11 protein-coding genes and 1 tRNA gene are annotated in these 14,012 nt (G+C 49.7%); 7 read left to right on the top strand and 5 right to left on the bottom strand.

What is annotated here, in order from left to right:
- Position 1 precedes the first annotated feature (1 nt).
- From PsW74_RS27740 to PsW74_RS27725, 4 genes are all read left to right on the top strand, one after another.
- Positions 2 to 631, top strand: a complete 630-nt coding sequence (locus PsW74_RS27740) for a CoA transferase subunit B (protein WP_063286887.1) — start codon at positions 2 to 4, stop codon at positions 629 to 631.
- Between the two features lie 76 nt (positions 632 to 707).
- The gene (locus PsW74_RS27735) at positions 708 to 1,421 is read left to right on the top strand and encodes a YrbL family protein (protein ID WP_208988194.1); all 714 of its coding nucleotides are present in this window, start codon (positions 708 to 710) and stop codon (positions 1,419 to 1,421) included.
- A gap of 111 nt (positions 1,422 to 1,532) precedes the next feature.
- A complete protein-coding gene (locus tag PsW74_RS27730; protein ID WP_206599966.1) occupies positions 1,533 to 1,796 on the top strand; it encodes a RidA family protein in 264 nt (87 codons plus the stop codon).
- A 73-nt stretch (positions 1,797 to 1,869) separates the two neighbouring features.
- Positions 1,870 to 2,496 (top strand): LysE family translocator, encoded by a 627-nt coding sequence (locus PsW74_RS27725; RefSeq protein WP_063286962.1) that lies wholly within the window; start codon positions 1,870 to 1,872, stop codon positions 2,494 to 2,496.
- Positions 2,497 to 2,578: 82 nt separating this feature from the next.
- Here the strand turns inward: PsW74_RS27725 and PsW74_RS27720 are convergent, their stop codons facing one another.
- The 4 genes from PsW74_RS27720 to PsW74_RS27705 form a co-directional block, all read right to left on the bottom strand.
- Positions 2,579 to 4,318: an iron ABC transporter permease gene (locus tag PsW74_RS27720; RefSeq protein ID WP_208988193.1), complete on the bottom strand. Its 1,740-nt coding sequence runs from the start codon at positions 4,316 to 4,318 to the stop codon at positions 2,579 to 2,581.
- A 33-nt stretch (positions 4,319 to 4,351) separates the two neighbouring features.
- Positions 4,352 to 5,338 (bottom strand): Fe(3+) ABC transporter substrate-binding protein, encoded by a 987-nt coding sequence (locus PsW74_RS27715; protein ID WP_244271723.1) that lies wholly within the window; start codon positions 5,336 to 5,338, stop codon positions 4,352 to 4,354.
- A 359-nt stretch (positions 5,339 to 5,697) separates the two neighbouring features.
- Positions 5,698 to 6,666, bottom strand: a complete 969-nt coding sequence (locus tag PsW74_RS27710) for a threonine dehydratase (protein ID WP_063286890.1) — start codon at positions 6,664 to 6,666, stop codon at positions 5,698 to 5,700.
- 39 nt (positions 6,667 to 6,705) lie between these two features.
- Positions 6,706 to 9,942 (bottom strand): PAS domain-containing sensor histidine kinase, encoded by a 3,237-nt coding sequence (locus PsW74_RS27705; RefSeq protein ID WP_063286891.1) that lies wholly within the window; start codon positions 9,940 to 9,942, stop codon positions 6,706 to 6,708.
- A 564-nt stretch (positions 9,943 to 10,506) separates the two neighbouring features.
- Here PsW74_RS27705 and PsW74_RS27700 point away from each other — a divergent pair.
- The 3 genes from PsW74_RS27700 to PsW74_RS27690 all read left to right on the top strand — a co-directional run bounded on the left by PsW74_RS27700 (position 10,507) and on the right by PsW74_RS27690 (position 12,006).
- Positions 10,507 to 10,893: a phasin family protein gene (locus PsW74_RS27700; protein ID WP_063286892.1), complete on the top strand. Its 387-nt coding sequence runs from the start codon at positions 10,507 to 10,509 to the stop codon at positions 10,891 to 10,893.
- A 301-nt stretch (positions 10,894 to 11,194) separates the two neighbouring features.
- Entirely contained in the window at positions 11,195 to 11,698 is a 504-nt protein-coding gene (locus PsW74_RS27695; RefSeq protein WP_057464801.1) for a phasin, read from the top strand.
- A gap of 231 nt (positions 11,699 to 11,929) precedes the next feature.
- Positions 11,930 to 12,006, top strand: a tRNA-His gene (locus PsW74_RS27690).
- 82 nt (positions 12,007 to 12,088) lie between these two features.
- Here PsW74_RS27690 and PsW74_RS27685 read toward each other — a convergent pair.
- On the bottom strand, positions 12,089 to 13,909 hold the full coding sequence (locus PsW74_RS27685) for a carboxylesterase family protein (protein ID WP_063286893.1): 1,821 nt from the start codon (positions 13,907 to 13,909) through the stop codon (positions 12,089 to 12,091).
- Positions 13,910 to 14,012 lie beyond the last annotated feature (103 nt).

Below are 14,012 nucleotides of genomic sequence, written 5' to 3'. Positions count from 1 at the left end.
CATGGCTTGGAATCGTGACGAAATGGCCGCCCGTGCGGCAAAAGAACTGCAAGATGGTTTCTACGTTAACCTCGGCATCGGCATCCCGACACTGGTCGCAAACTACATTCCAGACGGAATGAATGTAGCTCTGCAGTCAGAAAATGGCATGCTGGGCATGGGCCCGTTCCCGACTGAAGATGAAGTCGATGCAGATCTGATCAATGCAGGTAAGCAGACCATCACTGAACTGGATCGTACCAGCTATTTCTCTTCTGCAGACAGCTTTGCGATGATCCGTGGCGGTCATATCCACCTGTCCATCCTCGGTGCGATGGAAGTCTCCGAAGATGGAGATCTCGCAAACTGGATGATCCCTGGCAAAATGGTCAAGGGCATGGGTGGTGCAATGGATCTGGTGGCAGGCGTTAAACGTGTTGTGGTCATTATGGATCACACCAACAAACGTGGCGACAAAAAACTCCTCCATAAGTGCGCCCTACCGCTCACCGGTGTAAAATGCGTCGACCGCATCATCACCAACCTCGGCGTCTTCGACGTAGTCGACGGCGGCCTGAAAGTCGCAGAAATGGCTGAGGGTGTTACTCTGGAAGAGATCAAAGAGAAAACTGAAGCGAATTTGGTAGAGTAACCAAACTTCACTTAGACAAGACAAGACAAGAGAGGGCAATTTGTCCTCTCTTTTTATTTGTATGTAATGAGAATAATTGTTAAATACTCTTCTTCTCAACGAAGGTATTTGTTCTGTGATCACTCTAAATGAAGAGCTCTTGATTGCGTCTGGTGGGGTCCGTAGAGTTTATCGGCACCCTGAAAATCCGAAGATTTGTATCAAGGTTGATGCACGAAAGGATGGGCGAGGTGCAGGGGTTACTTTGGCAGAAGCGTGTTTGTTCGAGCAGTTGATGGAACAAAGAGATCAGTTAGATTTTGTAGCCATTTCGAACTACCGAGGACGTATAGAAACTAATTTCGGTTTTGGTGCTATGTTTGATTTGATCACAGATGAAATTACTGGTCGGCCTTCTCAAATTTTGATGAAGATGCTTGAAGATGAGCCGCAATTCATTGAAACAAATCGCTTCAAAACTGCATTGAAGCGATTTCGTCATGATCTGGTGCAGGAAGCGGTTTTGTGTCGTGACCTTCGTCCATGGAACATTTGCGTCCAAAAGTTGGAAGATGGAGACTTAAGGCTGACTTTGATTGATGGAGTCGGGCATGCTCGCAAAAAGTGGTTCGAGCATATTCCACTATTCGTTCAGATCAAAATGCATTATTATTTTTTTAGTAAGTATATTTATCCAGGAAAGCGACTTCATGAGTTCTACACAAAACGGAGTAGTCGCTATAGTTGGAAACCGGGGCCAATGTTGTCTAAAGGATTGGATCAACAAAAAAAAAGTGATGAAAACTTGTAAATTGACTGCAAGGTAGCATAATTTTCACATTCCTGAGGCAGTTGGTCCATATGTACATGCTGGGTCCATCAGGGGGCACTGCATATCTCGGGCCTGACTGCTTTTGCAATCATGGCTCAGGCGCAGGAAACAGATCTACAGGCAAGAGAGATTGTCTCTCAGATTTCCGCAATTGCTGAAGAAGAAGGTGTTAGCTTCGCGAACCTTGTTAAGGTGATGATCTTTGTTACTGATTTGTCAGCTTTGGGAGAGCTGCGCTCAGTTCTGGCTGATGCTTATGGTGACCATCGTCCAGCGAGTTCACTCGTAGAAGTTCAGAAGCTTTTCCATCCTGATCTTAAGATTGAAATTGAGGTGACATTAGCGCTCACATAAAGCTAAGAAACTTGCTCTGGTCGGGAAGTTGAGGCATTGTTCGCTTCAGTTTTCTGAACGGATGGAGCACTATGTGATCCCAATAGATGTACTGGCTGGTTTTTTCACTGTCACTGTTTTGCTGGCATTGGCACCAGGCCCTGATAATATTTTCGTGCTGACACAATCTGCATTGTGTGGTCGTATGGCGGGTATCGCGGTGACGCTTGGTCTTTGCACCGGCTTGATTTTTCACACGACGGCTGTGGCGCTCGGTGTATCCGCGATTTTTCAGGCGTCCGAGTTGGCGTTTACCTTCGTCAAGGTGCTTGGTGTCGGGTATCTGCTTTATCTCTCGTGGGGAGCCTTCAGAGCGAAGCCTGAGCCGGTACAACAAAATAAGGTCGATCATTCTGCCTTGATCCCTCTGTACCGTCGCGGTGTAATCATGAACATCACCAATCCCAAGGTTGCGATCTTCTTCCTTTCGTTCTTTCCGCAATTTGTTGATCCTGCCTACGGTCCTGTTATGCCGCAGTTCTTGCAATTGGGGGTGGTATTTATGCTCTCTGCAATTCTGGTCTTTGGTTCAGTCGCCTTCGCAGCAGGTGCTATCGGCGATCGTTTGAGCAAGTCTATAACTGCTCAGAAAGTAATGAACCGGATTGCCTCTGTTGTTTTTGTTGGAATGGCGCTGAAACTGGCAGCTGCAACCAGATAACATCGGATACAGATTCATTAGATACTAAAAAAGCCGCTGAACATCTTCAGCGGCTTTTTTATATTGCAAACTCTTTCCGTTCTTACTCAGCAGGTACCATTGAGGTGTCCTTGGAAAAGCGCTTGTTGCCGCGTTTCTCGCGGAACGTATCAGCACTTGTCTTTGCCAGCATAATCACCGGAATGATGCCCACCAGCACGATGCAGAGGGCTGGCAGAGCAGCATCTTCAAACGCTTCACGAGAAGCTGCGTTGTAAACCGTTGTTGCGAGTGTCTCGAAATTAAACGGACGCAGAAGCAACGTTGCAGGCAGCTCTTTCATGCATTCTACAAAGGAAAGCAGTGTTGCGGAGAGAATGACTGGCTTCATCAATGGCATATGAACGCGGCCAAGGGTGCCCCACGCGGTCTGTCCCAGGCTACGAGATGCCATATCATAGTGCGGGGTAATTTTGCCAAATCCGCCATCAATCTGTCCGTATGACATAGCCAGAAAACGGACGACATAAGCATAGATGAGCGCTGTACCTGATCCAATCAGAAGCAACCCAGTACCAAACCCGAACAGGGCCTCAAAACCCTCTGAGATCATGTTGTCAAATGCTGCGACTGGGAACAGAATACCAACGGCCAGAATAGTGCCAGGAACAGCGTAACCAATCGAAGCTACTCGGCCCAGTGTCGTTGTTACTCTGCTTGGAAACAGGCGGCGGCGATAGGCAAGGGTCAGGCTGATGCCGATAGAAACAGCAGCGGCCACCGCAGCCAGCCAAAGAGTGTTTCCGGCAGCAGCCCAAAGGGCAGGTTCAAACAGATCTTCCACACGGCGGCTTGCACGGCTCAGAAGCAACAATGACGGAAAGACAAAGCCCAGAATGATAGGCAGCGCACAGACAGCCACAGCAACCCAGCCACGCCAGCCCTTCAGCTCGTAACTCGGCAAAGCACGATAAGTACCCGTTGTCTGATGAAAACGCTGCTTGCGGCGGCCATAATACTCAATGAACATCAGCGCCAGCACAAACACCAGCATGATTGTTGCGATCTGGGCTGCACCCGTCAGATTAGAGCGATTGAGCCATGTGTCATAAACCGAAAATGTAAGTGTCTGCACGCCGAAAAAGGACACTGCTCCAATGTCGTTCAGGCACTCCATCAGAGCAAGGGTCACACCAACCACAATAGCAGGACGAGCCAGCGGCAATGCGACCTTCCAGAACAGGCGAAATGGGCCTGCGCCGAGGGTACGGGACACATCCAATGCGCAAGCTGATTGAATAAGGAACGAGGCGCGTGCACTCAGATAAACATAAGGATAGAGCACAAACCCCATAACAAACATGGCGCCGCCAAGAGAGCGGATCTCAGGGAACCAGTAGTCACGAGAGGTCTTGAAACCAAAGATATCGCGTATCAGTCCTTGCACCGGACCAGTGTAATCCAGCAGTTCAACATATGAAAACGCGATAATGTAGGTCGGGACTGCAAAGGGCAGCAGCAGTGCCAGATCAAACCAGCGCCGCCCGGGAAAACGGCACATGGTAACCAACCATGCCGTGCTGACCCCAACGACAAACACGATCACACCAACACCAACCATCAGCTGGAATGTGGTGGCAATTGAACGTGGCAGAATTGTTGAGACAAGGTGCGGCCATAGATTGCCCGAAGAGCCCATAGCCATAATAACAATTGCAAGAACCGGCATCACAACGAGGCCGGTTAGAAAGTAGGTCCCAAACGCAAGAAGCCGCTCCCCTCGAGAAGAGGGGGCGGCGGTTCTGTATTGTGGCGATCCACTATGTCCGTGTCTGGATGTCATGGAATGGCTTCAACTCAATTTACCTGTTGGAACTTAGTTGGATGGACCGTTATCAAAGCCAACGATATCAACTAGCTCACTCGCTTTTGCGCGTTGAGCAGCAATCTCGTTGAGAGAAACTTCATCAGCTTTGAAGGAACCCCAGGAGGCAACCAGTTCAGATGGTGCGATGCCTGGCTCTACTGGATACTCGAAGTTCTGTGCAGCATAGATAGCCTGCGCTTCATCGGAAGCAAGGAATTCCATCAGCTTTACAGCGTTGTCTTTGTTCGGAGCATTTTTCGCCAGAACCATGCCGGAGATGTTCACGTGAGTGCCACGACCTTCGGTGTTCGGGAAGAGAATGCGAACTGACGCTGCCCAATCCTTCTGCTCAGGATCTTTCTCGTTGGTTTGCATTTTGCCCATGTAATAGGTGTTGCCCAATGAGATGTCGCATTCACCAGCAAAGATGGACTTAACCTGCGCACGGTCATTGCCGGTTGGCTTACGTGCCAGGTTGTCACGAACAGCTTCCAGCCACTTCTGTGTCTCAGCTTCACCCTTGTGAGCAATCATGGAAGCGATCAGACCGATGGAGTAAACGTGTTGACCAGAGCGGGTGCAAAGGCGGCCTTTCCATTTTGGATCAGCAAGCTCTTCATAGGTGATGCTATCTTGGGCAACGCGGTCTTTAGAAGCATAGATGACACGAGCGCGCGTTGTCAGACCAAACCAGTGGCCGTCAGAGTCACGCAAGTTTGCCGGGATGTTGCCGTTGATTGCATCGCTAACGACTGGCTGAGTAACACCGAGGTCTTTTGCACCCTGTAGGCGGCCAATGTCTACGGAAAGAAGAACGTCAGCTGGAGAGTTCTTACCCTCAGCCTTCATACGCTCACCAAGACCTTTCTTAGCGAAAACAACGTTTGCTTTGACGCCAGTCTCAGCAGTGAATGCATCGAGAAGTGGTTTGATCAATTCTGGCTGGCGGTAAGAATAGATATTCACTTCGCCTTCTGCCTGAGCTGATGCGACCATACCGGTTGTACCAAGTGCAAAACCAGCTGCTGTCAGCCCAATTCCCTTAAACAACGACTTCATCGGAACATCTCCTGAGTGATCTTGTACGCGTCTGCAAACGCTTGTCATTTGCCGTTATATCGGAAACTTGACTTTCTCTGTCAACTAATAAACTTCGTGAAAACAATGAGATAGAACTATTCTAAACTGTGAAATTCAGCTTTTAAGGTGCTATCCATCTGCAATTGCGAATGATTTTCAATTGCGGCTCATGTCAGCCTCAAGGAAAAGTTTACTGAAAAACTCAGAGTTGTTGAAAACAAACTGGTCTGGAGGGAGTGCAGTACTCACGTTCATATGCAGAAACAATTCCAATTTTAAGGAGTTGGAGTGTCTCCTTGCAGCACTCGTGCCATCCAGATGCGGTTCATGTTTTGCCCGCAGAGGATGAAAGAAGCCTTTTTGTCTTGCAGGTTGGCACGCTCTTTTGAAAGGCCTGCAAGACCAGCAGCAGCAGCACCTTCGCAAGCATTGTGTGTTGTGCGATAAAGCAGACGGATTGCTTCTGCAATCTCATCCTCGCTGACACGGATAATGCGCTCAGCGCCTGATCTGATTAAGGCAAAAGCTTCCCGGGCAGGTCCTCGCACACAAATCCCTTCAGCAAAGGTATTGGCTGAAGACGTGAGTGTATATTCACCAACTTCAATGGAGCGCGCGCACCCATCCGCCTTTTCTGCGACCACGCCGATGATCTTTGTCTTCAGGCCAAAGAGGTCGCGCACAGAAATTAGTCCGCATATGCCAGTGCCCAAACCAACAGGCACATAGATGGCATCCAGATCCTTAATCGCACGGAAGATCTCAAGCGCGTAAGTCGCGGCTCCCAGAACAAGGTCATAATCAAAGCCGGGGGAGAGCACCTGCTTAGAATCCTCGGCCATCTGGCAGGCGAATGTATGGGCCTCCTCAAAGTCTTTGCCGTGCTCAATCAAAAATGCGCCATAGCTTTGGATAGCCGCTGTCGTTTCTTTGGAAGTGCCTTGAGGAACAACAATCGCTGCGCGCTGGTGCAGCATTTTGGCTGCCCACGCCATGCCCAGTCCAAAGTTACCGCGTGTGGCGGCAACAAAGCTTGTAGAGCTGACATGCCGTTGTGATTGGCGTAGGAGATAAAGCAAAGCGCACCGGGCCTTAAACGATCCGGTGGGCGCATGGTTCTCGTGCTTGATGAAGACCTCGCAGCCCAAGGCGTCATTGAGCAAGGGCCAGCTGTAAAGCGCTGTCGGGGCCATATGGCGCCGCAGTTCCTGCGAAGCATCTTCCAAAGCAGCCAGTGTGAGCATGCGAATCTCCTGCGATGGTCAGGCCACCACAGGAGCGCGTTATTCGGCGAGAACTCGCTGAGGTGGGAAAGTGACTTCAGCCAGCGTACCTTCATCCTCTTCAGAATTTATTGAAAACGAAGCACGGTTCGCTTCCACAAGGGCTTTGGTTAATGGAAGACCAAGACCAGACCCTTCTGTTGAAGAAGAGGCATTAAGGCGGCGGAACGGTTGAAGCGCAGCTTCCAGATCAGCCTTCGACATGCCGTGGCCAGTATCCCGAACGCGCAAGTGCACTTCACCACTCGGATCAAGCACAAGCGAGATGATCACCTGACCGCCGGACCGGTTGAACTTGATGGCGTTAGACAGCAGGTTCAATGTGATTTGGCGCAGCGTTTTCGGATCCGCCACAATCTTAGGAACAGACAGAGGTGTACTGGCGCGAATAATAACGCGTTGATCATTCGCCTGAGGCTGCAGCAGTGCAACGCACTCATTGATTACATCGGCTGCAGAAACAGCTTCAAACGCCAGATCCATCTTGCCAGCTTCAATCCTGGCCAGATCAAGCAGGTCGTTGATCAGCGTCAGCATATGGGAGCAGGAGCGATGGATATCGCGGGCGTACTCTTTGTAACGCACATTCCCAAGCTCACCAAAGCGCTCTTCCTGCATCACTTCTGAGAACCCGATCACCGCATTGAGTGGCGTGCGGATTTCATGGCTGATTTTAGTCAGATACTCAGACTTGTGAGTGTTGGCTTTCTCCGCCTTGTACCGGGCACTCACCAACTCTTCTTCAGCTCGTTTGAACTGCGTGATATCGCGCAACACAGCACAGAAAAGTTGCTCGTTTGCGTGGCTGACACGCCCCATGCTTAGGAATGTTGGGAAGATATCGCCGTCCAGTGTTTGGCAAATGACTTCACGCCCGTCATTGAGCACACTGGAAACGCCATTGGCGACCAATCCATCCAGATAATCCAGCGCTGCAATGTGGCTCTCATCCGCAAGGAATGTCGTAAACGGAGCACCTAGAAGGTCATCTTCGCCGGCATTAAACAGGGCTTCTGCAGAGTGATTTGCACTGCGGATGATACCGCGCTGATCCATTACAAGAACGCCGTCTGTCGCAGTTGCGAGAACGGATTCCAGCTCTTCAATGCGCGTGTGCAGATGTTTGATTTGATTTTCGGAGCCAGTTGCAGCCTGAACGTGAGCCGAAGCTGCAGGGGCATCTGCTTCACCCTGTATCTTCTCCACCACAGAGATCATGAGCGCTTGCGCACCATTCCAAGGCACAGCATGCATACGCGCATCAACGGAAAGCACACCACCTTCTGCGAGCCGTACGTGTACGATACGGTCTACAGTTTGAGAGCTTGGAGTAGGGCACTCTTCCGGTTCTGCGAAGATTGCCTCAAGGCCTCCTGCTTCATTCAATCCTTCAAAGCGCTCATAACCAAGCAGCTCAAGCAGAGTGTCGTTTGCATAAACAACATCGCGGTCGCGAACAACGGCGACCCCAATCGGAAGGCGATCCAGAAGGCGCGGATCGATTGGCGCTACAATCGGCTTGTCAGGAATACGTCCTGTCTTTTCACGAGCGCGTTCTGCAGCTTCTTCAATATCTGGTGGAACACGTGGCAGAACCACATGGGTTACGTTGTCCTGCTTTGGCTCAGTCGCAACGGTTTCATCACGTGCCGCAGGTTCAGCGGGCAGCGGAATAATGTTGTCAGTTTTCGTCGCTGTTGCAGGCTTTGGTTCTTCGTGGAACTCAGTCTCCACCACATCAGTTTCAGCTACGGCGAGAGTTGCTGTCTCTTCGGGTGTAGCAGGAACTGTTTTTGCGGTTTCAGCTTGTGCCGGAACAGCAGCTTGCTCATCTTTCTTCTCAGCACCCAATGCCCGCGCAATCTTATCGAAGGCATCTCGCTCTGGTTTGGAAAGTCCAACATTCTCTCTTGGAACAGGATGTTTATCTACCAGCCGAACAATGCTGTTGGTCAATTCCGCAAGACTGCGTGGACCAGTTCTGACTTTCTTTTGCGGCGCGTCCGGCAAGTTTGCGATAGCACGCTCAAAGTCATCTTTACTGGTTGGCTCGGGAATTGACGGAGCAGCGCTCACCTGTTCTGCAGTCTCTGGTGGAGCTTCCTCAGCCTCAGTAAAATCCTCTTCAAAAGCCTGCAAATCAGTTTCAGCCGTCACGTGCTCAGGACCTTCCGAAGCAGGAACAGTCTGATCAGCTGTTTCAGGCTCAGAAATCTCTTCAGGTTGCGCTTCGACCTCAACGGGAGCTGCAATTTCAAGAGGGTCTGTCGGATCGCGAAGGACGTCAGCATCCGTCAGCTGAAGGAACCCCTCATTCTCTTCAACAGCAATTGCTTCTTCGTCATGAAGAAAGTGCAATCCATTTTCATCTGACTGTGTGTCTGATGCAGGTAGATCCGGTTCTGCTGGGAGGTTGATTTCAGCATCAGCATCAGCTTCAGGCTCATGAGCCGCCGCGACTGTCACTTCTTCAACCGGAGCAGCCTCAGGAGAGGTTTTCGGCTCAGGATGTTCGGCACTCTCAACGACTTCCTGCTCTTCTTCCTCTGCATCCTCGCTGAAATCAACGATCAACTCTGGAATCTCAGGTTCACTCTGTAAGAAACCTGGCGCCGTAATGCCTTTAACCAATGGTGCCTTAACAGTTTCCGTTACCTGATGTGTCTCAGTCTCGGAAAGTGCTTCGATTGGTGCGACGTCTCCCTGCACAAATCGTTCTGGCTGATTGTGCTCAAGCGTCAGCCCAACATCAGGCTCACTGACAGGAGTTTCTGTCTTTGCCGGTTCAGAGGTAGCTTCAGTATCTTCGCTTTCCTCTTTTAGCGCGGCACGCAACTTGGTCAGAACTGTAAGCGGATCAACAGGTTCATCGGATTTCGTTGCATCGACGCTGCGGATAACCCCAAATCCGCGCAAGCCATCATACTCGCCTGATTTTGTTTCTACCGGTTGAGCAGATAAATCGAGAGGAACAACCTTGTTGGAATTGCAGGCAGGCCAAAGCAATGTCGCACCGCTGACGGCACGCTGTTTTTTGATAGCTTTTGAAATCGCCGGGACCTTACCAATCCTCAGCTTTTTGCGGACAGCATCGAACGGGAGGCCGATCAAAGCGGCATCCTGTGGGCCTAATAGCTCGGCGAACTCCTTCGAGAAGCTACGAAAGCAGCCGTTTCGGTCCAGCTCCCAAGTGAAGCGGATCGGCCGTTGTCGGCGTTTGAAGACAAAGTCAGCCACGAGCTTGGTCCCTACTCTGAAGGTTTCCCAAGAAGGGGTTGGTTGAGAAACGCAATCTACTCTCTTTCACAGGCACCAAAACGCAAAATTGGCGGTGCTATCAAATGATATCCGGTTTGAAACGGGCATGTAAGCGACTTCAGCGGTTTTGCTGTAAGCTTACTAAAGAAACCTGCCTCAATTTATCAGGGGTACATTTTTCCAATTATAGCCCCACCCTACTTTATCTGTAAGCTTTGAAAAACCAGAGCCTGCCATTTATGGCAACCCACCCACCGGCAATTTCAAAAGCTAAATCCTGATAAAGGCTTAGAGTTTAACAAATGAGCGCCGAACTTCGCATCTGTCAATTCCAATAGATACAAGCCGCCCAATTATTCACCCCACAATTCCTGTATACTTAAAGTACCGTAAACTGCGGTGCTCGTCTAAGCTCCTATTTTCTTTCCCTATGGTTAAGTATAGCATTGCCACATCAGAGTAAACGAGTTGCAAATAGGGGAGGGAATAGGCCCTTTCCACAATGCGAATGAAACCTTAATCAACAATGGTGGAGGCTTGAGCATGGCAGATACAAAAGTTCCTTTTGAAGTTTCGGATCAAATGCGTGAATTTGCTGATCGAAGCATTGATCAGGCACGCAAGGCTTTTGATAATTTCATGGATGCAACCGAAAATGCGGTGAGCAGCATGGAAGATGCATCAAGCACAATGCATGTGGATTCCTCAGATATGCATCGTCAGGCCCTTTCATTTGCCGAGCAAAATGTGAATTCCGCTTTTGAATTAGCGCAGCGCATGTTTCAGGCGCGCGATATGGAAGAGCTTGTGGGCTTGCAGCAAGAGTACTTGCACAAGCAGATGGAGCAAAGTGGAGCACAAATGCGAGAGATGGGTGAGAAAGCCTCCCGCGCTGTAAAGGATGCAGCAAAAAAAGCAGGAGACTTCTGAGGAGCCTTGGTTTTAAGAGGGCTGATTCCTGCCCAAACAACGGCGGAATGAGGCGTATCAGCGCCTCGTTCGGGGTATGCCATTAAAACCCACCGCTGCAAACTCGCGATTTGCACCACCAGAATAAAAAAGTTTTCTTCTTCGTTTCAGCAGCTTAAGCGCGATCGATATTGCTGCGCTGCAAAATAATGTTGCAATGCACAAAATAACTCCTATATTAATCTCAAGTTGACCTAAGGGGAGACGGTTCTCTCCCCCTTGATCCTTTATGTTTCTCCCAAGACGATAAGGAGCAATCCAAATGACTACTGCGAAAATTGATACTGCTAAATCCGAAAAGAAAACTGAACAGGCTGCTCCAAAAGCTGCCAAATCTGTAGAGAATGAGGTGTTTGCAATGAACAAGATGGAAGTGCCTGCATTTATCCAGGAAATGACCGAAAAGAGCGTTGATCAGGCGCGTGAAGGTTATGCCAAAGTGAAGTCTGCTTCTGAAGAGGCATCTGCAATGCTTGAAGAGACCATGGAAGTGACACGTGACAGCTTCATGGAAATCAATCTGAAAGCTGTCGATGCAGCGAAAGACAATTCCGAAGCTGCATTCTCTCACATTCGCGACATGTTCGGTGTGAAGAGCTTGTCTGAAGCAATCGAGCTTCAGTCGTCTTACAGCCGCAAACAGTATGATGCGATGAGCCAACAGGTGAGAGAGATGCAGGAAACTGCAACGAAACTTGCGACCACAATGTCTCAGCCTGCAAAAGAAGCTTTCGACAAATCTATGAAAGATATGAAGCTGGCATAATTCCGGCTAAATTTTTTCAAGAACGTACATATCCTCCCGATTGGATTGCATAGCAATTTGCAACTCATGCGGGAGGATTTTGCGTTTAAGCCTCTGAAAAACAGAGTGAAACCACCTAGTTGCAGTGTGTAACTGGCGATTTTTTATCAGTGTTGTGGACTTTTTTCATTTTGATGTTTCAAGGGACTTGCCAACCTTAAAAATTCTACCTATGTTCCGCGCCACTGGCAAGCAGACGTAGCTCAGTTGGTTAGAGCGTCGGATTGTGGCTCCGAAGGTCGGTGGTTCGAATCCACTCGTCTGTACCATCTCTTCTTAAGGCTCCTTAGTGAGATAGTTGAGATCATCTGCTTCGCCAGTTCTTTTCCTTATTCCCTTGAAAAGAATGGATTATTCCTCAGGTATCTGCTTGGGAATAAGAATGGCGTTTGCATTCCTTTCAATAACTTCCCCAAGCCAGAACGCGCAATCGGATTGCTCGAAGAGATCCTCATAGGTTGCCTCGATGTTTGCACCCTGCAGGACATTGAAGTTTGATGGGTTGCCGATTTTCGGCCAGCTCCACAATTTCCAGTCTTTGGACGGCCCCTCTGTTGGTGTCTTTGCAAATTGCGCCCAAAGGGCGTTCATCTTCACAGCAAGGTCTTTGTCTTCTTGTGTCGCATCCGGCGGCATAGTGTTGAACACGAATGGTAATTCCGATGCATGACAGGCGTTGTTCCACTGGTTGTGTGGGCCGCAAGCATTATTCACCTTCGGGTTTGTAGGTGGCTTTTCCATGTTCTCGACAGATGTCTGCGCGAAGAAATAAAGCCACGTGTTATCGCTCGGCTTTTCCCGCTTGATGTTGGCGGACATGGTAGGGCAGGTGAGCACTGAATTCCCAATAAGGTTGGAAAGGGCCGTGGCCGGTGTCTTCGGGCGCAAGCCATATGCAGCAGGAGTTTGTGCGCCATATCCAGCGCGGCCCACAATCAGCATCGGGTTTTCGTAATCCCGACCCAAAATCCCGTTGAAAGTTACAGCGTTTAGCTTCCCGGCCGCGTCAATAAAGTTCGCGAACAGAACGCCTTCGTTCTTGTTAAACCCCAACATCAGAGGCTTTTCATTACCCTTTTCCATCTGCACATTGGGCTGTTCTTTAAGGAAACTGCCATCGATGATGGGGGAAAAGGCTATGCTGCCAGGCAGGGCACTCAGGAACACGCCTTTTTTGAAGAGCGTATCCTGAAGCAAAGCCTGAGCCAGAAGAATTTGTCGCGTATTCGCTTTTTCCAGATCATCAAGCTGTGCTGTTAACGCACATTCATCCGAGTCTGGATTGCGAATGACAGCTCTCAGGCATTTTAGATAGAAGTAGAAGAGGTCACGCCCTTCCTCTTTATTGCGATACTTATAGGCAGATGCGCTGCTTTGCATGATGCCAGCGCGGAACAGATCCTTAGAGCTATCAGCGCTGAACATATGCAGGCCAACAGCCATCGCTCCGGAACTCACACCAAAGATCGTGACCTGCTCAGGATCTCCGCCAAATGATGAAATATGCTTCTGCACCCACGTCAGTGCGGTTTGTTGATCCTGCAAGCCGTAATTGCCACCGTTGGAAGGCTCTTGTCCGGTGATCCCGTCAGTCGCCAGAGTGCCAAGAATGCCAAGTCGGAAGTTGACGGTCACGAGCACAATGTTCTGATCAGCAGCAAACGATTTGCCGGAATAAAGCTCAATGATCTCTTTATTGGCAGCGTGATAGGCCTTGTCTGCTCCTCCAGCCATAAAGCCACCACCATGAAAAAACACCATGACAGGCAGTTTGCTGAGGTTCTTGATAGCATCAGCCGGTGCCCAGATATTCATATAGAGGCAGTCTTCTTCACCGCGCAGCTGATCTTTTGGATTCCAGATCGGTTGAGGGCAACGAGCGCCGTATTGCAATGCCTCGTAGCCGTTGGGCTCATACTCATCAAATACACTGGAAGGCTGCCACCGCGTTGCTTGCCCATACTGCACGCCCTTGAACACGCTGAGAAGCTGGCTTCCAGCATCATCAGCCTTCCCGCAAAGAATCTTCTTGTTGCTGAGAGTGATGCAGGGCTGCTCGGGCGGTGTTGGCTGGTCAGGGGCAAAAAGCAGCTGGTCATCTGCATTTGGGCTTTGAGCAAATGACCACGTCATGCTGAGAATGCTGAATGCAAGGACAAGCGCCGTTTTCATGGAACCCCACCTTCTTGTTTGTTTTTGGGCTTCCCTTAGTCTTCATCTTTTAGGAAAAAACGGGGTTAAACAGCATGCTTTAAATTGCCTTGCGGAAATTGTG

Source organism: Pseudovibrio sp. W74 (genome assembly GCF_001623085.1).
Taxonomy (GTDB): Bacteria; Pseudomonadota; Alphaproteobacteria; order Rhizobiales; family Stappiaceae; genus Pseudovibrio.
Note: the sequence above shows the minus strand (reverse complement) of the source record. Positions and strands in the feature narration are given on the sequence as shown.

Coding starts and splice junctions, on each gene's coding strand:
- PsW74_RS27700 (WP_063286892.1), top strand. CDS start 10,507: ATGGCAGATACAAAAGTTCCTTTTGAAGTTTCGGATCAAATGCGTGAA.
- PsW74_RS27695 (WP_057464801.1), top strand. CDS start 11,195: ATGACTACTGCGAAAATTGATACTGCTAAATCCGAAAAGAAAACTGAA.
- PsW74_RS27740 (WP_063286887.1), top strand. CDS start 2: ATGGCTTGGAATCGTGACGAAATGGCCGCCCGTGCGGCAAAAGAACTG.
- PsW74_RS27720 (WP_208988193.1), bottom strand. CDS start 4,318: ATGACATCCAGACACGGACATAGTGGATCGCCACAATACAGAACCGCC.
- PsW74_RS27715 (WP_244271723.1), bottom strand. CDS start 5,338: ATGGTCGCATCAGCTCAGGCAGAAGGCGAAGTGAATATCTATTCTTAC.
- PsW74_RS27685 (WP_063286893.1), bottom strand. CDS start 13,909: ATGAAAACGGCGCTTGTCCTTGCATTCAGCATTCTCAGCATGACGTGG.
- PsW74_RS27730 (WP_206599966.1), top strand. CDS start 1,533: ATGGCTCAGGCGCAGGAAACAGATCTACAGGCAAGAGAGATTGTCTCT.
- PsW74_RS27710 (WP_063286890.1), bottom strand. CDS start 6,666: ATGCTCACACTGGCTGCTTTGGAAGATGCTTCGCAGGAACTGCGGCGC.